General features: G+C 64.3%; 18 protein-coding genes. 13 read left to right on the forward strand and 5 right to left on the reverse strand.

Annotation, left to right across the window (positions count from 1 at the left end; translation table 11 throughout):
• Window positions 1-26: 26 nt before the first annotated feature.
• Window positions 27-1112 (forward strand): inositol-3-phosphate synthase, encoded by a 1086-nt coding sequence (locus tag AC4CS3_RS16855; RefSeq protein WP_078108128.1) that lies wholly within the window; start codon window positions 27-29, stop codon window positions 1110-1112.
• A gap of 114 nt (window positions 1113-1226) precedes the next feature.
• Here the strand turns inward: AC4CS3_RS16855 and AC4CS3_RS16860 are convergent, their stop codons facing one another.
• The 3 genes from AC4CS3_RS16860 to mshA form a co-directional block, all read right to left on the reverse strand.
• Window positions 1227-2186, reverse strand: coding sequence for a DUF559 domain-containing protein (locus AC4CS3_RS16860; protein ID WP_490784403.1), 960 nt, complete (start codon window positions 2184-2186; stop codon window positions 1227-1229).
• Window positions 2187-2356: 170 nt separating this feature from the next.
• Entirely contained in the window at window positions 2357-4051 is a 1695-nt protein-coding gene (locus AC4CS3_RS16865) for a formate--tetrahydrofolate ligase (RefSeq protein WP_490784404.1), read from the reverse strand.
• Between the two features lie 234 nt (window positions 4052-4285).
• Window positions 4286-5530: a D-inositol-3-phosphate glycosyltransferase gene (mshA, locus tag AC4CS3_RS16870; protein WP_490784405.1), complete on the reverse strand. Its 1245-nt coding sequence runs from the start codon at window positions 5528-5530 to the stop codon at window positions 4286-4288.
• Between the two features lie 149 nt (window positions 5531-5679).
• Between mshA and AC4CS3_RS16875 the strand changes: the two genes are divergently transcribed.
• From AC4CS3_RS16875 to tsaD, 7 genes are all read left to right on the forward strand, one after another.
• On the forward strand, window positions 5680-6210 hold the full coding sequence (locus tag AC4CS3_RS16875) for a GNAT family N-acetyltransferase (protein WP_490784406.1): 531 nt from the start codon (window positions 5680-5682) through the stop codon (window positions 6208-6210).
• A 40-nt stretch (window positions 6211-6250) separates the two neighbouring features.
• Window positions 6251-7357, forward strand: a complete 1107-nt coding sequence (locus AC4CS3_RS16880) for a carbohydrate kinase family protein (RefSeq protein WP_490784407.1) — start codon at window positions 6251-6253, stop codon at window positions 7355-7357.
• A gap of 72 nt (window positions 7358-7429) precedes the next feature.
• Window positions 7430-8635 (forward strand): alanine racemase, encoded by a 1206-nt coding sequence (gene alr / locus AC4CS3_RS16885; RefSeq protein ID WP_490784408.1) that lies wholly within the window; start codon window positions 7430-7432, stop codon window positions 8633-8635.
• A 26-nt stretch (window positions 8636-8661) separates the two neighbouring features.
• On the forward strand, window positions 8662-9237 hold the full coding sequence (tsaE, locus tag AC4CS3_RS16890) for a tRNA (adenosine(37)-N6)-threonylcarbamoyltransferase complex ATPase subunit type 1 TsaE (protein WP_490784427.1): 576 nt from the start codon (window positions 8662-8664) through the stop codon (window positions 9235-9237).
• The gene (gene tsaB / locus AC4CS3_RS16895; protein WP_490784409.1) at window positions 9237-9908 is read left to right on the forward strand and encodes a tRNA (adenosine(37)-N6)-threonylcarbamoyltransferase complex dimerization subunit type 1 TsaB; all 672 of its coding nucleotides are present in this window, start codon (window positions 9237-9239) and stop codon (window positions 9906-9908) included. Before tsaE ends, tsaB begins: the two co-directional genes overlap by 1 nt.
• 44 nt (window positions 9909-9952) lie before the next feature.
• A complete protein-coding gene (rimI, locus tag AC4CS3_RS16900; RefSeq protein WP_490784428.1) occupies window positions 9953-10393 on the forward strand; it encodes a ribosomal protein S18-alanine N-acetyltransferase in 441 nt (146 codons plus the stop codon).
• Complete coding sequence (tsaD, locus tag AC4CS3_RS16905) at window positions 10390-11499, forward strand: tRNA (adenosine(37)-N6)-threonylcarbamoyltransferase complex transferase subunit TsaD (protein ID WP_490784410.1); 1110 nt, start codon at window positions 10390-10392, stop codon at window positions 11497-11499. The genes rimI and tsaD overlap by 4 nt, the downstream gene beginning before the upstream one ends.
• Before the next feature lie 36 nt (window positions 11500-11535).
• Here tsaD and AC4CS3_RS16910 read toward each other — a convergent pair whose 3' ends face one another.
• On the reverse strand, window positions 11536-12687 hold the full coding sequence (locus tag AC4CS3_RS16910; protein WP_441411931.1) for a glutamate--cysteine ligase: 1152 nt from the start codon (window positions 12685-12687) through the stop codon (window positions 11536-11538).
• A gap of 174 nt (window positions 12688-12861) precedes the next feature.
• On the opposite strand from AC4CS3_RS16910, the gene AC4CS3_RS16915 reads away from it, so the two are divergent.
• From AC4CS3_RS16915 to AC4CS3_RS16925, 3 genes are all read left to right on the forward strand, one after another.
• The gene (locus tag AC4CS3_RS16915; protein WP_490784411.1) at window positions 12862-14028 is read left to right on the forward strand and encodes a GTP-binding protein; all 1167 of its coding nucleotides are present in this window, start codon (window positions 12862-12864) and stop codon (window positions 14026-14028) included.
• Window positions 14029-14094: 66 nt separating this feature from the next.
• The gene (gene ykgO / locus AC4CS3_RS16920) at window positions 14095-14217 is read left to right on the forward strand and encodes a type B 50S ribosomal protein L36 (RefSeq protein ID WP_184740519.1); all 123 of its coding nucleotides are present in this window, start codon (window positions 14095-14097) and stop codon (window positions 14215-14217) included.
• A gap of 50 nt (window positions 14218-14267) precedes the next feature.
• The gene (locus AC4CS3_RS16925; RefSeq protein WP_490784412.1) at window positions 14268-15086 is read left to right on the forward strand and encodes a shikimate 5-dehydrogenase; all 819 of its coding nucleotides are present in this window, start codon (window positions 14268-14270) and stop codon (window positions 15084-15086) included.
• Window positions 15087-15102: 16 nt separating this feature from the next.
• Here the strand turns inward: AC4CS3_RS16925 and AC4CS3_RS16930 are convergent, their stop codons facing one another.
• On the reverse strand, window positions 15103-16341 hold the full coding sequence (locus tag AC4CS3_RS16930; protein WP_490784413.1) for a THUMP-like domain-containing protein: 1239 nt from the start codon (window positions 16339-16341) through the stop codon (window positions 15103-15105).
• 77 nt (window positions 16342-16418) lie between these two features.
• Between AC4CS3_RS16930 and AC4CS3_RS16935 the strand changes: the two genes are divergently transcribed.
• Window positions 16419-16829, forward strand: a complete 411-nt coding sequence (locus AC4CS3_RS16935) for a hypothetical protein (RefSeq protein ID WP_441411935.1) — start codon at window positions 16419-16421, stop codon at window positions 16827-16829.
• 222 nt (window positions 16830-17051) lie between these two features.
• Window positions 17052-17348, forward strand: coding sequence for a co-chaperone GroES (gene groES / locus AC4CS3_RS16940; protein WP_028265041.1), 297 nt, complete (start codon window positions 17052-17054; stop codon window positions 17346-17348).
• Window positions 17349-17431 lie beyond the last annotated feature (83 nt).

The following is a 17431-nucleotide window of genomic DNA, read 5'->3' on the forward strand; positions in this document are numbered from 1 at the left end:
CTGAGGTTAGTTCTCAAAGGAGTTCCGTGTCTTCACATCCGATTCGTGTCGCCATTGTCGGCGTAGGTAACTGCGCCGCTTCGCTGGTCCAAGGTGTCCACTACTATCGCGATGCCGACCCCCAGGCCACGATTCCGGGTCTGATGCATGTTGAGTTCGGCAAGTACCACGTCAACGACGTCCAGTTCGTCGCTGCCTTCGACGTCGACAGCAAGAAGGTCGGCCTCGACCTCGCTGACGCCATCGGCGCCAGCGAGAACAACACCATCAAGATCGCCGACGTGCCTTCCACTGGTGTGACCGTGCAGCGCGGCCACACCCTGGACGGCCTGGGCAAGTACTACCGCGAGACCATCGTCGAGGCCCCGGAAGAGGCAGTGGACATCGTCGCCGCACTGCGCGAAGCCAAGGCCGACGTCATGGTCTGCTACCTGCCCGTTGGTTCCGAGGACGCCGCGCACTTCTACGCCCAGTGCGCCATCGACGCCGGCGTTGCCTTCGTCAACGCCTTGCCCGTCTTCATCGCGGGCACCAAGGAATGGGCCGACAAGTTCACCGCCGCCGGCGTGCCGATCGTCGGCGATGACATCAAGAGCCAGATCGGCGCCACGATCACCCACCGCGTCATGGCCAAGCTCTTCGAAGACCGCGGCGTCACGCTGGACCGCACGTACCAGCTCAACGTCGGCGGCAATATGGACTTCAAGAACATGCTGGAGCGCGACCGCCTGGAATCCAAGAAGATCTCCAAGACCCAGGCCGTGACCTCCAACGTCGAGGCCGTCCTGCACGCCGACGACGTCCACATCGGCCCGTCGGACTACGTCGCCTGGCTCGATGACCGCAAGTGGGCGTTCGTCCGCCTCGAAGGCCGCAACTTCGGCGATGCCCCGGTGTCGCTCGAGTACAAGCTTGAGGTCTGGGACTCCCCGAACTCGGCCGGCGTGATCATCGACGCCATCCGCGCCGCCAAGATCGGCCTGGACCGTGGCATCGGCGGCCCGCTGCTCTCTGCTTCAAGCTACTTCATGAAGTCCCCGCCGGAGCAGTTCAACGACGACCTCGCCCGCGAAAAGGTCGAGGCCTTCATCCGAGGCGACGTCGAGCGCTAACCCCGGCTCACCTATATCGGCTTTTGGCCGGACGCTCGCTCACGTATGCCGGGTTTTGGGTGGACGCTCGCTCACTGATACGTGAGCGGGCGTCTGTCATTTAACGCCGGCTCACTACACGGCGCCGGCAAAGCCGGATGCGACGGCGGGATCAACCCACGCCGATCGCAGTGCCTTCTTGATCTTCTTGGTAGCCAGCTCGAAACCATCCGCCAAATCGTCCCTGCGGAACACGAGGACGGTCCATCCGGCCGCTTCGAAGGCCTTGTTCCGGCGTCGATCACTTAGTGTCTGCGCCTCCGCGAGGTGATGGCCGCCGTCGTACTGAATGGCGACCCGCCTTTGACGGAACCCCAAATCGGCTGACGGCGAGAACGGATCGTCACTTCGCAACTTGAGTTGAAGTTCGGGTTCGGGAATTCCAGCGTCCAGCATGGCCAAGCGAAGCAGGGACTCTGGCGCCGAATCCGCGCCTACGCGCATCAGTTCGAGCGCCTGCCGGGCACGCACGACGCCCTGCAAATTTGGATGTCGCTCCACCAAGGCGTGCAGTTCTTCAAGGGTCGCGAACGGTGTGTCTCGTCCTTCCAACGCCTGGCGGGGTACGCGAATCAGCTCGTCGCCCGTACAGACGAGGTCGTTCAAAGGCAGCAGCCGCGCCATGTCCAGCCAAGTGCGTGGGCGCGTGCTTATGCGTATTCCATCAACGGATTCGACCTCGTCCTCGGCCGCGATCACCCTATGCCCGATCACGCCTTTCCGACGCGCTCCAGGCACCGATCGCGGCTTGCTGAGGTGCAGTTCCGTCGAATCGGCAAGCCACGGCGGAAGGCAGGAACAGCGAAGGCGCGCTGCCGTCACATGGGAGATCCAGGCCCCTGGGGTAGCGGCCGACAGCGCACGGGCGGCGGACTCAAGATCGAAGTCCCAGTCGATCGGACGGTAGAGGCTGCGGCTGACGCGTTCGACGTCGGCGCGAAGCAGGCGGCTGCGCGGGACACCTTGGGCTTGGGCCTGGGTGAGCGTGAACGGACCTGAAAGCAGTTCAGCGGGAAGGGCAAACTCGTTTCGCATACCCGCATTGTGCCGCAAACCGACCGGTGCCCGCAGAAGTTATCCACAGGTCCGGGATTCGGCTGTAGAACCTGTCGTCCTCGTGGGCCTGTAGGTGAGCGAGGGCTTCCCGAAAAGTGCCCTATAGGTGAGCGAGCGTTCGTCGAAAGTGCCACACATGTGAGCGAGGGTCAGAAGAGGCCCACCGGATTTCCGTGCTCATCGACGTCCATCCGCATCGCGGCGGGCTCCTTCGGCAAACCGGGCATGGTCATAACTGCACCTGTCAGTGCGACAATGAAGCCCGCTCCGGTCTTGGGAATCAGCTCGCGCACGTGCACCGTGAACCCTTTGGGGGCGCCCAACTGAGAGGCGTTGTCGGTGAATGAATACTGTGTCTTTGCCATGCAAACGGGCATTCCGCCCCAGCCGTTTTTCCGGATGTCCGCCAGGCGCCTGAGCGCAGGGACCGAGAACTCAACGCCGTCGGCGCCGTAGATTTCCTGTACGATCGTGCGGATTTTGTCCTCCACTGACAGGCTCAGAGGGTACAAGTGCCGGAAGTCCGACGGCGCTGCTGCCGCTACCGCCGCGGCGACCTTCGCCGCTAGCTCATCACCGCCGTCGCCCCCGCCACCTCTGCCCCAGACGTCCGCCACCGCCGCCTGGACTCCCTCCTGGGCGCACCAAGCCAGCAGCCATTCGAGCTCTTCTGTTGTGTCCGTCGCGAATTTGTTGATTGCAACAACGGGGGTGACGCCAAACTTCTCGACATTGTGCACATGCCGTTTCAAGTTCTCGACGCCGGCCGCAAGCGCCTCGACGTTGGGCTCCTTGAGAAGCTCCTTCGGGACGCCGCCCTGCATCTTCAGAGCCCTAATCGTCGCGACCACGACGACGGCCGACGGTGCCACGTCTGCGATGCGCGACTTGATGTCCATGTACTTTTCGGCACCAAGGTCGGCGCCGAATCCGGCCTCCGTGACCACAATGTCGGCGAGCTGTTGGGCCGTTCGCGTGGCGATGAGCGAGTTGCAGCCGTGCGCGATATTGGCGAACGGGCCGCCATGCACCAGAGCCGGGGTTCCTGCGATCGTCTGCACGAGATTCGGTTTGATGGCGTCCTTCAACAGCATGGTCAGCGCACCCTGGACACCGAGATCGGCCACGGTGACCGGCCGCCGGTCATAGCTGTATCCGAAAGTGATGCGGCCGAGGCGCTCGCGGAGATCATCCAAGTCCGTTGCGAGGCAGAAGACGGCCATGATTTCGGAGGCCACGGTGATGTCGAAACCGTCCTGTCGGGGTACGCCTTGAGCGGGCCCGCCCAGGCCGATGATGACCTCGCGAAGCGAGCGGTCGTTCATATCGAGGACCCGTTTGAACGTCATACGCCGCGGATCAATGTTGAGCTCGTTGCCTTGGAATATGTGGTTGTCCACGAGGGCCATCAGGGCATTATTGGCCGAGGTGATCGCGTGGAAGTCGCCGGTGAAATGCAGGTTGATCTCGTCCATGGGAAGAACTTGGGAGTAGCCGCCCCCGGTCGCGCCTCCCTTCATCCCGAGGATCGGTCCAAGGGACGGTTCGCGTAGCGCGATCATCACGCGGTGCCCGGCCCGCGCCAAGGAATCGGCGAGGCCTACCGTGGTTGTCGACTTCCCCTCACCCGCCGGGGTCGGGGACATAGCCGAGACGAGGACTATCTTGCCCGCGCGTTTGGCGTCCGGGAGAAGGAGCTTGGCCGGATCGATTTTCGCCTTGAACCGGCCATACAGTTCCAACGCATCGATGTTGATCCCGGCACGCTCCGCGATCTCCTCGATGGGACGTATCGCTGCATTCTGGGCAATTTCGAGGTCGCTCAAGATCTTGTCTTCAGACATCCTTGTCCTCAACTCTGTGCGGAACACTATCCGCGACAATCTATCAGTCGTGCCACCCGTAGGTGAGCGGGCGTCGTCGGAATTGCCCTGATAGGTGAGCGAGCGTTTGGGGAATTGCACTGATAGGTGAGCGAGCGTTTGGGGAATTGCCCTGATAGGTGAGCGAGCGTTTGGGGAATTGCCCTGATAGGTGAGCGGGCGTCGCCGGGAGGGGGCTTGTTTGTGAGCGCGGGTCTAGCTTGGGCGGACGAGGACAGCGCCGATGGCTGCGTGGTAGCTCTCGAGCGCGATGGCTGCCGTCCTCTGCCAGCCGAAGGCCTCCGCATGAACTGCAGCGGCACGGCCCATGTCTTCGCGGGTCCGGGGATCGTCGTACAGGGCTTCGATGACGTCGGCCCAGCGGGAAGGATCGTGGCCGTTGACCAAAATACCCGTCCGCCCGTCGGCAACGGCACGGGACAGGCCGCCCACGTTGGTAGCGACCACCGGAGTGCCGCAGGCCTGCGCCTCCAGGGCAACAAGCCCGAACGATTCGCTGTAGGAAGGCATCACCACGACGTCGGCTGAACGGAACCAGCCCGCCAGCTTCGGCGCCTTGACCGGCGCGCGGTGCGTTACGACGTCGTCGAGCCCAGCGGCCGTGATGAAGGACTGCAGATTGAAGTCCTTGGCGCCGCTCAAGGCGCCCAGGATGGTCAGTTCGAGGTCGATGTCGGGCCGCCGCTTGCGGAGGATGCCTGCAGCCTCGATGAATACTTGCGGGCCCTTGAGCCGCTGGATGCGTCCGGCGAAGAGCAAGTGGAAACTGCCGGGCCGGACTCCAAGCTCGGCGCGGGACCGGGCCCGGAACGCGGGAGTGAACACGGTGAGGTCAACGCCCGGGGGAGCGATGTCGATGTGGTCGAAATCGGCGTCGTAGTGCGATACAAGCTCCTGGGCTTCGGCAGGAGTGTTGGCCACGAGGCGCGTGGCTCCGTCCACGATCCGCTGTTCGCCGTCTTCACGCAGGCGCGGCTCCGGCCGCTCGCCGGATTCGAGCACCAGGTTCTTGACCTTCGCCATCGTGTGCATCGTGTGGATCAGCGGCACGTTCCACAGTGCGGAGAGTTCGAGGCCGGCCACACCGGACACCCAGTAGTGCGAATGGATGGCGTCGTAACGGCCGTGCGGTTGCCGCTGCCGGATCCTCTCGACCTCGGCAACCATGGCGTGGAGGAGGTCGGGAAGTTCCTCCTTGGGCAATTTCCGGGGCGGGCCTGCCAGGACGTTGTGGACGCAGACCCCGGGCCCGGGATGTTCGACGGCGGGCTGCCCGGCGGACGTCGAACGCGTGAAGATCTCTACCTCCACGCCGAGATCAGCCAACGCCATGGCCAGCGCCCGGACGTAGACATTCATGCCGCCCGCATCGCCCGAACCCGGCTGCTCCATGGGCGAAGTATGGAGGGACAGGAAGGCCACGCGACGGATCAACGACACCGCTACCTCCTGTATCCAACGCAATTCAACAAGCTCCGCAAAGCGATAAATCCTCTGCGTCCCAGCGAAAACACTACTCCTGAGCTCCCCGGCATTGCAGCCGGCCCACCAGCGCCAGCATCGTAGGGCGGGCTGATACCGTAACGGACGTGAGCCAATCAATCAGCGAAGCAGGAGCGCCGGCGGCCGTTAGCTACGAGATCCGGCCAGCCCAGGCAAGGGACTGGCCCGGGATCTGGGCTGTCCTGGAACCCGTGATCCGTGCAGGCGAGACCTTCACCTGGGACCGCGATACTACAGAAGAAACTGCCCGGGGCAAGTGGTTCAAGGAAGCGCCCGGCCTGACCTTTGTGGCAGTGCGCGACGGCGACGTGCTGGGTACCGGTGAACTGCACGCCAACCAAGGTGGCGGCGGAAGCCACGTGGCCAACGCCGGCTACATGGTCCATGCCGATCACGGCGGGCAAGGAATCGCCCGGGCACTTTGTGCCTATTCCTTGGTTGCCGCCCGGGACGCCGGGTTCAAGGCGATGCAGTTCAACGCCGTCGTCGAAAGCAACGTCCGCGCAGTGGGACTATGGCAGTCCATGGGGTTCCGCATCCTTGCGACCATCCCCGAGGCCTTCCATCATCCGACCCTCGGCTACGTGGGGCTGCACGTCATGTACCAGGAGCTCTAAAAGCTTTGCACAATCGTGGCCGCGGCGTAGTCTGCCGTGCATGGACGCAACGCCCAGGACTGGATTCGATCCCCTCGCCGCTGTCCGCGGGGATGCGCGGGAGGACGGGGCCCCTTCAGGCTGCGATCTCCTGCTGACAGGCACCGTGTTCCAAGACATTATCTTTACCGGACTGGACCGCAGCCCGGAACCGGGGACTGAAGTGTGGAGCCAAGGCATGGGGACCTGCCCCGGCGGCGTGGCCAACCAAGCCATCGCGGCTGCCCGGCTTGGGTTGCGGACCAGCCTCGCCGCGGCCTTCGGGGATGACGGATACGGGGACTTCAACTGGCGAATCCTGGAAAGCCAAGAGCACGTGGACCTCTCCCTGTCCAGGCGGTTCAAGGGCTGGCATTCTCCGGTCACCGTCTCCTTGTGCGTCGATCAGGATCGTTCCATGGTCACCCACGGCCATCCCTCGCCCATGAGCGCTTCGGAACTGATTGGCGAGCCGCCCAATGCGCTCGCCGCCGTCGCGGATCTCGGCGAGGAGCCAGAGCCCTGGATGCTGGCGGCGACGAAAGCCGGCGTCAAATTCTTCGGCGACGCCGGATGGGATCCGACGGGAGAGTGGTCTTCAAGGCGGCTGGACCAGCTCAGCAATTTCCACGCCTTCATGCCGAACCAACGGGAAGCAATGGCCTTCACCGGCAAAGACAACCCCTGGTCCGCGCTCTACACCCTCGCCGACCGCGTTCCGGTGGCTGTAGTGACGCTGGGAGCGCAAGGAGCCATGGCCGTGGATTCCGAAACCGGCGAGGAGGAGTGGGTGCCGTCCCTCCCCGTGACGGCGTACGACCCCACCGGAGCGGGCGACTGCTTCGGCGCGGCGTTTATTGTGGGCTGCCTGGCCGGATGGCCTTTGGGAGACCGGCTCCGTTTTGCCAACCTTTGCGCCTCGCTGGCGGTGCAGGAAGTGGGCGGCTCGCTCGCTGCGCCTGGTTGGGGTGACATCGCCGACTGGTGGCAGCGAGCGAACGCCCGGAGGGAGCGGCAGTCCAGCCAGTGGCTCAAACGGTTCGCTTTCCTTGAGGACATTGTGGCGGATGTCCCGCCCGGGGCCCAACGTCGTGCGACAGCCACGATCGCCCACAACTCGGACGCCTGAGCGGCGTTCACCCCGGTCAGCTCGCTCACCCCCAGTCAACCCACACGTCGTCGCGGCACTAGAATCGTGAGGGTGACTTACGAAGCAGCTGCCAGTTTCGAGCCCTCGACGAAATCGGGTTCGGCAACGGTCCTCGAACGATCAGCCGTCATCGACTTGGACGCCATCCGGCACAACGTACGCCAATTCGTGGCTATCGCCTCGCCCGCAAACGTCATGGCCGTGGTCAAGGCCGACGCCTATGGGCACGGGGCGGTGCAGGTGGCGCGGGCAGCCCTTGAGGCCGGCGCCCGATGGCTCGGTGTTGCCCATATTTCGGAAGCTTTGGCGCTGCGCGCTGCTGGAATTGACGCCCCCATGCTCGCCTGGCTGCACACCACCCAAAGCAACTTCCAGGCGGCAGTCGCGGCCGGCGTCGACGTCGGGATATCCGGCTGGGAGCTGGACGCGGTGGTCGCTGCGGCACGGGAACAGGAACGACCGGCCCGCATCCACCTCAAGGTGGACACCGGCCTGGGCCGCAACGGCTCCACCATCGCCCAATGGGACAAATTGGTGGGCCAGGCCATGGAGTACCAGGACGAGGGCCTCCTGCGCGTGGTGGGCATCTTCTCGCACTTGGCCGTGGCAGATGAACCGCACCGTCCCGAGACCGATGAGCAGTTGGCAGCCTTCCGGGAAGCAATTGCCGTGGCCGAGGACGCCGGAGTGGACACCGAAGTCCGGCATCTGGCCAACACTCCCGCCACGCTTTCGCGCCCGGATGCCCACTTCGACCTCGTCCGCGTGGGGCTCGGGCTTTACGGGCTGTCCCCTTTCGAAGGGCAAAACTCCGCGGAACTTGGTCTCCGCCCGGCCATGACAGTGCGCACCCTCGTTTCCAATTGCAAGCGGGTGCCGGAGGGCCAGGGGGTGTCATACGGACTCAATTACCGGACGTCCAGCGAGAGTGCCTTGGGCCTGATCCCGCTCGGTTATGCCGACGGCGTGCCGCGCGTCGCCACCGGCGGACCGGTGCGGGTCAACGGAGTCAACTATCCCGTTGTGGGTCGGATCGCCATGGACCAGATGGTCATCGACCTTGGGAACGCGGTGACGGACGAAGCCGGCTGGCTGGGCGCCGAAGCTGTCATGTTCGGTGACGGCGCCGACGGCGGCCCGACGGCGGACGACTGGGCAGCCGCCGCGGGAACCAACAACTATGAGATTGTCACCCGCATCAGCCCACGCGTGCCGCGGATTTACATCAATGAGACTCCGGGGGCGGATGTCCGGTGAGCGGGGCCTCGATTGACCAGACCCCGTTGAGTGATGCGTTGTGGGAACGGACCGTCAAGGTCGCGACGGCGGAGCAGACACACGCTTTGGGCTCGGCGCTCGCCGGGGTCCTTGAACCCGGTGACCTGCTGGTTCTGACAGGCGAACTCGGTGCCGGCAAGACCACCTTCACGCAGGGACTCGGCGAGGGACTGGGTGTCCGTGCAGGCGTCATCTCGCCCACGTTTGTCCTGGTGCGCATCCACCCCAACCTGCCGGACGGACCCCGGCCCGGCGGCCCCGATCTGGTCCACGTTGATGCTTACCGGTTGGCATCCGCCGCGGAAATCGACGACATCGACCTCGAAAACACCATGGACAACTCCGTGACAGTGGTCGAGTGGGGGCGCGAGCGCGTGGAACACCTTTCGGATAGTCGCCTGGACATCGAAATGCACCGGACGGTGGGCGGCACGGAGAGGGCGGCAACGCGCCATGAAGCAGGCCAGGACGCCGTGCTGGACTTCGACCCGGAGGACGACGACGAACCGCGCACCATCGTTTTCCGCGGCTTTGGCCCTCGTTGGAGCGCCGTGCCCGAAATACTGGAGGAGAACGCCTGATGCTGATCTTGGCCATTGATACTTCAGCCGTGGCGAGTGCGGCACTCATCTGTGACGATGCCATGGAAGGCGTGCTGGAATCTTTCGCCACCGAGGACACCCGCAGCCACGCCGAGGTCCTGGCGCCCGGCATTGAGAAGCTCTTGGCAGACGCCGGTGTAAGCGGCGCGGACATCGACCTCATCGTCACCGGCGTCGGCCCTGGGCCGTTCACGGGCCTCCGGTCAGGGATTGCAACCGCCCGCACTTTGGCATTTGCCTGGAACAAACCCCTTTTCGGTCTCATGAGTCTGGATGCGATCGCATTGGAAGTGGCCGAGTCAACGGAGGCGCAGGCCGAGTTCCTGGTGGCCACGGATGCGCGTCGCAAAGAGGTCTACTGGGCGCGCTACACGCTCAACGATGGCCAGCTCCCGCAACTCGTGGACGGTCCGCACGTCGGTTTCGCCTCGGAGTTGCCCGATCTTCCCGTCTTCGGTGCCGGCGGCGGCATCTACGCGGACGTGGTCAACGCGAACGAGGAATTCAGCACCACCCAGCCCGACGCCGCCTCGTTGGGTCAGTTCGCCATGGCCCTCCTGGCGGCCGGAGCGGAACTGCCGGATTCCACACCCTTGTATTTGCGGGAATCCGACGCGCAAGTGCCGGGCCCTAGAAAGCGTGCCCTGTGAACCCCTCGTACCAGTTCAAGCTCGACGGCGTGACCTTACGCGACATGACTGCCGACGATGTCACCGCGGTCGAGGTCTTGGAGCGCCGGCTCTTCCCGGTGGACGCGTGGCCGATGCAGATGTTCTTCGACGAACTTGCCCAGGTTGATACCCGCCGTTATGTCGTGGCCGAGGCCGATGGGCAGATTGTGGCCTACGCCGGGCTCATGTGCATCGAACCGATCGCGGACGTGCAGACGATCGCCGTCGTGCCCGAATTCGAAGGCAGGGGAATTGGCTCCGCCATCCTCACGGAACTGATCGAAGAGTCCCGACGGCGCGGCGCGCTGGAAGTGCTCCTGGAGGTCCGTGCCGACAATCCACGAGCTCAGGCACTTTACGTGCGCTTCGGTTTCGAGCAGATCCACGTCCGTCGGCGCTACTACCGGGACGGCACGGACGCCCTCATCATGAGGCTGACATTGACTGAAGGAACACCGGCATGAACCACCCCGCCACCATCCAGCCGATCGTGTTGGGGATCGAGTCCTCCTGCGACGAAACCGGCGTCGGCATTGTCCGGGGCACCACGCTGCTGACCAATACGGTGTCCTCTTCGATGGATGAGCATGTCCGTTTTGGCGGCGTCATTCCGGAGATCGCCTCCCGTGCGCACCTGGACGCCTTCGTACCCACGCTGCAGGAGGCCTTGCACGAGGCAGGGGTGACGCTCGACGATATCGACGCCATCGCCGTGACCTCCGGGCCTGGCTTGGCCGGCGCGCTCATGGTGGGTGTCTGCGCCGCCAAGGCCCTCTCTGTTGCCACGGGCAAGCCGCTCTACGCGATCAACCACTTGGTGGCCCATGTCGGCGTCGGGCTCCTTGACGGCGCCGCCGGCGGCACTGGGGGACCCGGTCCGGGCGGACGGCTGCCGGAAAACCTCGGTGCGTTGCTCGTTTCCGGCGGGCATACGGAAATCCTGCGCATCCGCAGCATCACCGACGACGTCGAGATGCTCGGCTCCACGATCGACGACGCCGCAGGGGAGGCCTACGACAAAGTGGCGAGGCTCCTGGGCCTTGGCTACCCGGGCGGACCGGCCATCGACAAACTCGCCAAGCAGGGCAACGCCAAGGCCATCCGCTTCCCGCGCGGACTTTCGCAACCCAAGTACATGGGAACCGCGGAGGAACCCGGACCCCATCGCTACGATTGGTCCTTCAGCGGCCTCAAGACTGCCGTCGCGCGCTGCGTTGAACAATTCGAAGCCCGGGGCGAGGATGTTCCGGTCGCCGATATCGCCGCCGCGTTCCAGGAGGCGGTAGTGGACGTCATCACGTCCAAGGCAGTGTTGGCCTGCAGGGAGAACGGCATCACGGATCTCCTGCTGGGCGGCGGGGTTGCAGCCAACTCCCGGCTCCGTGAGCTGACAGGGCAACGCTGCGCCGCTGCGGGGATCACCCTGTATGTTCCGCCGCTATCACTGTGCACCGACAATGGTGCCATGGTGGCGGCCTTGGGCTCGCAGCTCATCATGGCGGGAATCGCTCCCAGCGGCGTCACGTTCGCTCCGGATTCCTCCCTGCCGGTGACCACCGTTTCGGTGTAGGCGCGGGAACCCGGCGGCCGGCTATACGGCCGGAGGCTAGGCGGTCGGAACGGACCGCATTTGCTGCACGAGATCCTGGACGACCGCGTGAAGATCGCCGTCGTGCTGGGCGGCGACGCGGCGCTGGCGCTGGTAGCCTGCTCCACGGGCGATGATCTTTTCGACGTCGGCCAGTTCCGCCGAGCAACCCAGCTTTTCCGCGACAGGCGCCAGGCGCAGCAGCGTTTCCTTGAGGTGCTCAGTGACGAGCTGCTCATTGCCCTCGGCGTCGAGGATGATGATCGCTTCCATGCCGTAACGGGCGGCGCGCCACTTGTTTTCCTGGATATGCCACGGCGGCATGGTCGGAATGCTGCCGCCGTTGTCCAGGATCGTGGAGAACTCGTCCACCAGGCATTGGGTCAGGGCTGCAACAGCGCCGACTTCTTCGAGGGTGGCCAGGCCGTCGCAAATGCGCATCTCGATGGTGCCCAAGTTCGGTACGGGACGGATATCCCAGCGGATTTCAGACAGGGTGTCGATCACTCCAGTAGTGAACATGTCCTGGACATAGGACTCGTATTCGGCCCAGCTGGGGAACTGGAAAGGCAGTCCGGCCGTGGGCAGTTGCTGGAACATGAGGGCGCGTTGTGACGCATAGCCAGTGTCTTCCCCGCCCCAGAACGGGCTCGAGGCGGACAATGCCTGGAAATGCGGGAAGTAGTTGACGAGCCCATCGAGGATGGGGAGCGCCTTGTCCCGGCGGTCCAGGCCGACGTGGACGTGGACTCCGTAGATGACCATTTGCCGTCCCCACCATTGGGTGCGGTCGATGAGCTTGGCATAGCGTTCTTTGTCCGAGACGGGCTGAAGCTGCGGCGGGCTGAAAGGATGGCTTCCGGCGCAGAAAAGCTCGACACCCATGGGGTCGGTGACTTCCCTGACGGCCTGAAGCGAGCGGGCCAGGTCTTCCTTGGCTTCCTTGACGGTGTTGCACACGCCAGTGACAAGTTCCACGGTGTTCAGGAGCAATTCCCGCTTGATGTGCGGATGCTCGTCGTCTTCGTTCAAGTCGGGGTGCCGCGATGCCACGCCCCGCAGGACCTCATTCGCCACCGAGACCAATTCGCCCGTGCGTGCGTTGACGAGCGCGAGCTCCCATTCCACCCCCAGGGTCGACTGCCTGGATGAAGCGAAATCAATCTGCACGTGGGTCCCCTCGGTATTTGCCAAAAACGCCCTGAGCAATGCCCGCCGTGGGGCCGTCAGCGGTTGGCTCAAGTCTAATGCAGGGGCGGTACGGTACCGCATGATGGGTACCGCGAGGTAAAAAGGAAAACAAACTCATTTGCTAATGAGAATGATTTGCATCTAAGATGAGGCATGCATCTTTCTGTTGTCAGCTCACTGGACAGCCAATGCCGCGAAGCAGCCACCGCCAGGCTTGGGCGGACCCACCGCGATTCGGTGGTGGTCCTGCACGACCTCCTGGATGGCTCCATCGTCTTGCGAAGGATCTTCCGCAACGGCGAGCTCCTGGAGCAGGCGCAAACCCCTTTGGAACACGGTTGCCTCAGCTGCACGGTCCGCCTGGATGTTGTCCCGACGGCGGAACGCCTCGCGTCCTCCGGCCATGACCACATCGTCCTGGGCCTGCCGCCCGGTGTCTCGGTGGACATGGCGGTGGCGGAACTCAAGCGCGGCCTGGGACGGCCCGCCGTCATCGACAACGCCGTGTTGGCGATCGATCCCTCCGGACTGGAAGACCACATCTGGGACAAGCACACGCTGTATGAATCCGGCTTCACTGCCATGCCCGAGGATGAGCGCACCAGCGGAGAATTCCTTATCGGGGAACTGGGGCACGCGGACACTGTCATGGTGCACGCCGGTCTTGGGGCGGAGCTGGCAGGCTTGCGCCCGGACTCAAGCGAGGCCTGGGCCCAGGGGTTGGAACTGCTCGGGCAGCTTGCTCCGCACGCCGCCGTTTCCGCGAGCGACGACGACTTCCGGCCCGGCTGCTACGACGGCGCCGAGGCTTTTGCGAGGGTTCGTCGTGGTTCCGTGAGAGTGCCGCTCGAGGAAGGGTCGGGGAGTTTCCGGACCGTGCTCCACAAAGTGGAGCGTCCCCTTCATCCAGGTCGCTTCCAGGAAGCACTGCCCAAGTTGGCCGAGGGATCCCACTGGATGCGGGGCCGATTGTGGATTGCCTCGGCGGCCAAGGTCCGGATCGCGGTGCAGGGAATCGGGCCGCGCGTCTGGCTCGAGAGCACAGGCGAGTGGCTCGCGGACGCCGGCACCGGCACCGGCACTGTCCTCGACGGCGAGGGCCCGCAGCACGGAAAGGGACTCCCCGACGTCGACGCCGTCCTTGACTGGCATCCCCGCTTCGGCGACCGGGGCACGGTGCTGGCCGTGACTGGACGAGGGGAGGACCTCGACGCCGCCGAAATCCGGGCACTCCTGGACGGATGCGCGCTGAGCGAAGCGGAGATGCGGATCGGCTTCGCCGGACTCGAGGACCCTTTTGAACTCGAATCCACCCTTTAGCCGGGCTTCAGCCTCGGTGGAACAAAACCGCAATCAAACAAGTCAAAACCCCAGAAGGAGAACCCCATGAAAGTCAGGAATTCGCTGCGTGCCCTCAAGAAGATCCCCGGCGCGCAAGTGGTCCGCCGGCGCGGCCGCACCTTTGTCATCAACAAGCTGAATCCGCGCTTCAAGGCGCGCCAAGGCTAGCTCCCCGTCTAGGCTGGGCAGAGAACCCGCTACGCGAAGGAAGCCCCGTTATGCCGATCCTCAATAAAGACATGACGCTCTGTATTTCTCTCTCTGCCCGGCCGAGCAACAACGGAACGCGTTTCCACAACTTCCTCTATGAGGCGCTTGGCCTGAACTGGATCTACAAGGCCTTCGCTCCCACCGACCTTCCGAACGCGATCGCCGGCGTGCGCGGCCTGGGCATCCGCGGCTGCGCCGTCTCGATGCCCTACAAGGAAGACGTCATCGCCCTTGTCGACCGCATGGACGCTTCAGCCGCCGCTATCGACTCGGTCAACACGATCGTGAACGACACCGGCGTACTCACGGCCTACAACACGGACTACACTGCGATCGCCCAGTTGATCGAGCGCAACGCGATCGACCCGGCGTCGTCCGTGCTGCTCCGGGGTTCCGGCGGCATGGCCAAGGCCACTGCGGCTGCCTTCCGCGACGCCGGTTTCTCCCGCGTCACGGTGGTTGCCCGGAATGAAAAGCCCGGACAAGCCCTCGCGGGGCTCTATGGCTTCGGCTGGCAGGCAGAAGTAGGGGAGTCGACGGCGGACGTGCTCGTCAACGTCACACCGATCGGCATGGCGGGCGGTCCCGAGTCCGGCTCGCTGTCCTTCCCCGAAGCAGCGGTGTCGGCCGCGCAGGTGGTGTTCGACGTCGTCGCCCTCCCTGCAGAGACGCCGCTCATCAAGGCCGGCCGCGCGGCAGGAAAGACCGTGATCAGCGGCGCCGAGGTAGCCACCATCCAGGCCCTTGAACAGTTCGTGCTCTACACGGGCATCACGCCGACGCCGGAGCAAGTGGCCGCAGCCGAGGAGTTCACGCGCGCCCAATAGGGCGCCGCAGGCCGGTTCAGGCAGCCGTTACCGGTTCCACCACAACAGCAACCTTTTCCTCGCCGATCCTGGTGAGGACCAAGGTGGCTGTTTTGTTGCCGCGGGCTTTAGCCGAGTTCTTTCCGGCCGGCAGCAATTGTTTCCGCAGCTCTTCGGGGGTAACGGAGGTGCCGCGTTTCTTGATGTCCAGGACGCCGACGCCGTTGGCCTTCACCCAGGCTTTGAGTGCCTTGACGTTCAGCGGCATGACTTCCAAAACTTTGTAGGCGCGGGCGAACGGGGTCTCCACCAGTTCCGGAGCGCAAATGTAGGCAATGTGTAGATCCACCAGGTGGCCACCGAGCCGGAGCGCGACGTCGGCCACCAGGCCCGCGCGGATCACCGCGCCATCCGGTTCGTAAAGGTATCCCTCCACGGGCCCGACGTCGGGCACCGGGCCGCCGTCGAAATCTTCGCCGCTGGTGATCTCGGCGGCGCCCTGTGGCCCAAGCACCAGGGCAGCGCGGCGGATGCCGGGACGGGCGACGTCGTTGAACCACAGCGTGACTTCCGTGACGTCCCCTCCCACCGAGATCCACTGTGCCTCGCAGCCGGTTGGAACCGATTCGTGCGGCATTCCCGGACCCATCTTGACCCCGACGGACTTGCCCGTGGCGGCCAATGATTCAACGAAGGACAACGGCGGCGAGAACGCCTCGGGGTCCCAGATCCTTTTGGTTCCCGACGACGACGTCGTGCGTCGCGCCGGATCGAGCCACACGCCGTCGACCCCGTCGAGGGGCACCGAGGTTGCGTCGGAGTGCACTACCGTCGCGTGCGGGAACGGAATGAGGTTGATGGTGGCGCAGGCTGCGGTGGTCTCGTCGAGCTCCACGGCGGTGACCTTGATGTCCATGGAGGCCATGGCCATGGAATCTGCTCCAAGCCCGCAGCCGAGGTCCGCGACGTGCTGCGTGCCGGCGTTGGCGAAGCGTTCGGCATGCCTGGCCGCAACATTGAGCCGGGTGGCCTGCTCCAGGCCGGCCTGGGTGAAGAGCATCTGCCGGGCGAATTCGCCGAACTTGGCCTCGGCCCGGGTGCGGAGCCTGGATTGGGTGAGGACGGCGGCAACGAGCGCAGGGGAGTGGCCGTCTTTGCGCAGGCGGGCATTCAGGGCGAAGGCTTCGTCATCGCGGTACGGTCCCAAGGACGCCAGCAGTTCCCAACCTTCCGTTGTCAGCAAGGGGGCGATCTGTTCCTGGGGTGTGTCAGCCATGGGAACTAGCCTAGTGCTCGCTCGTCATACGGGGTCGGGAGGGATCCGGGAGCGCTCGGGCGGATAGGGTTGATGCCATGGAAGACAACCCAGTACGCCAGCCTGACGACGCCAATGGATCTCCCTCTGTCCCCGATAAACGTCCCTTCGCCGGAAATCTCTCCAAGTATGCCCGTCCTGCGCTCATCGTGGGTGCCCTGATTGCCATTGTCTGCATCGCGCTGTTGATCATTATTTTCTTCCTAGACTCCTTCAACGCGGCCACCTACTCCATGACCGGAAAGAGCGTCCAGGACGCCACGGATGAGGCCCGGGACATCCGTGACACCTACACCGGTGCCCGCATCGGAGCGATCGTCGGGCTGGTGGTGTTCGGCGTCGTCGCGCTCGCGAGCGGCGTAGTGCTCTATCTGAACCGCGGAACCGCGCAGACGGAAGAGTACGACGACGGCGAGGACGTTGACTTCGACGACCTCGCCGGGCAATAAGCGTGTGAGCCGGAAGCCGCCATCGGACGTTCACCCGTGACGGAATTCTGGCACTCGCCTTGACCGAGTGCTAATGCTTACATAGAGTCTTGATTAGCACTCTCCCTAGGCGGGTGCTAATCATGCCGCCAGGCACTTACCGGCACCGCGACGACGGTAAGCCCGCCACGGCACCCCTGGTTTGATAGTCCATGTACTACCTCACGTAAAGGAGAGATCCGAGTGTCGGTCTCCATTAAGCCTCTCGAGGATCGCATTGTTGTCCGCCCGCTCGAAGCAGAGCAGACCACGGCTTCCGGCCTGGTCATCCCGGACACTGCACAGGAAAAGCCGCAGGAAGGCGAAGTTGTTGCAGTTGGCCCCGGCCGCTTCGATGACAACGGCAACCGCGTGCCCGTCGACGTAACCGTTGGCGACGTCGTCATCTACTCCAAGTACGGCGGAACTGAAGTCAAGACCGGCGGCAACGAATACCTCGTTCTGTCCGCCCGCGACGTTCTGGCGATCGTCGTTAAGTAATTCCCTGGATCCCGCATCGCAGATCAAGTCGGACTTCTTCCGGTCGAATCAGCGGTGCGGGTTTTCCGTCTTGAAAGGACACA

It is taken from the genome of Arthrobacter sp. SE2 (genome assembly GCF_058244265.1).

What these genes read in the sequence shown, in the direction of transcription:
- AC4CS3_RS16860 (WP_490784403.1), bottom strand. Translation starts at nt 2,186, where the DNA reads ATGCGAAACGAGTTTGCCCTTCCCGCTGAACTGCTTTCAGGTCCGTTC.
- AC4CS3_RS16865 (WP_490784404.1), bottom strand. Translation starts at nt 4,051, where the DNA reads ATGTCTGAAGACAAGATCTTGAGCGACCTCGAAATTGCCCAGAATGCA.
- AC4CS3_RS16880 (WP_490784407.1), top strand. Translation starts at nt 6,251, where the DNA reads ATGGACGCAACGCCCAGGACTGGATTCGATCCCCTCGCCGCTGTCCGC.
- tsaB (WP_490784409.1), top strand. Translation starts at nt 9,237, where the DNA reads ATGCTGATCTTGGCCATTGATACTTCAGCCGTGGCGAGTGCGGCACTC.
- rimI (WP_490784428.1), top strand. Translation starts at nt 9,953, where the DNA reads ATGACTGCCGACGATGTCACCGCGGTCGAGGTCTTGGAGCGCCGGCTC.
- tsaD (WP_490784410.1), top strand. Translation starts at nt 10,390, where the DNA reads ATGAACCACCCCGCCACCATCCAGCCGATCGTGTTGGGGATCGAGTCC.
- AC4CS3_RS16915 (WP_490784411.1), top strand. Translation starts at nt 12,862, where the DNA reads ATGCATCTTTCTGTTGTCAGCTCACTGGACAGCCAATGCCGCGAAGCA.
- ykgO (WP_184740519.1), top strand. Translation starts at nt 14,095, where the DNA reads ATGAAAGTCAGGAATTCGCTGCGTGCCCTCAAGAAGATCCCCGGCGCG.
- AC4CS3_RS16925 (WP_490784412.1), top strand. Translation starts at nt 14,268, where the DNA reads ATGCCGATCCTCAATAAAGACATGACGCTCTGTATTTCTCTCTCTGCC.
- AC4CS3_RS16930 (WP_490784413.1), bottom strand. Translation starts at nt 16,341, where the DNA reads ATGGCTGACACACCCCAGGAACAGATCGCCCCCTTGCTGACAACGGAA.
- AC4CS3_RS16935 (WP_441411935.1), top strand. Translation starts at nt 16,419, where the DNA reads ATGGAAGACAACCCAGTACGCCAGCCTGACGACGCCAATGGATCTCCC.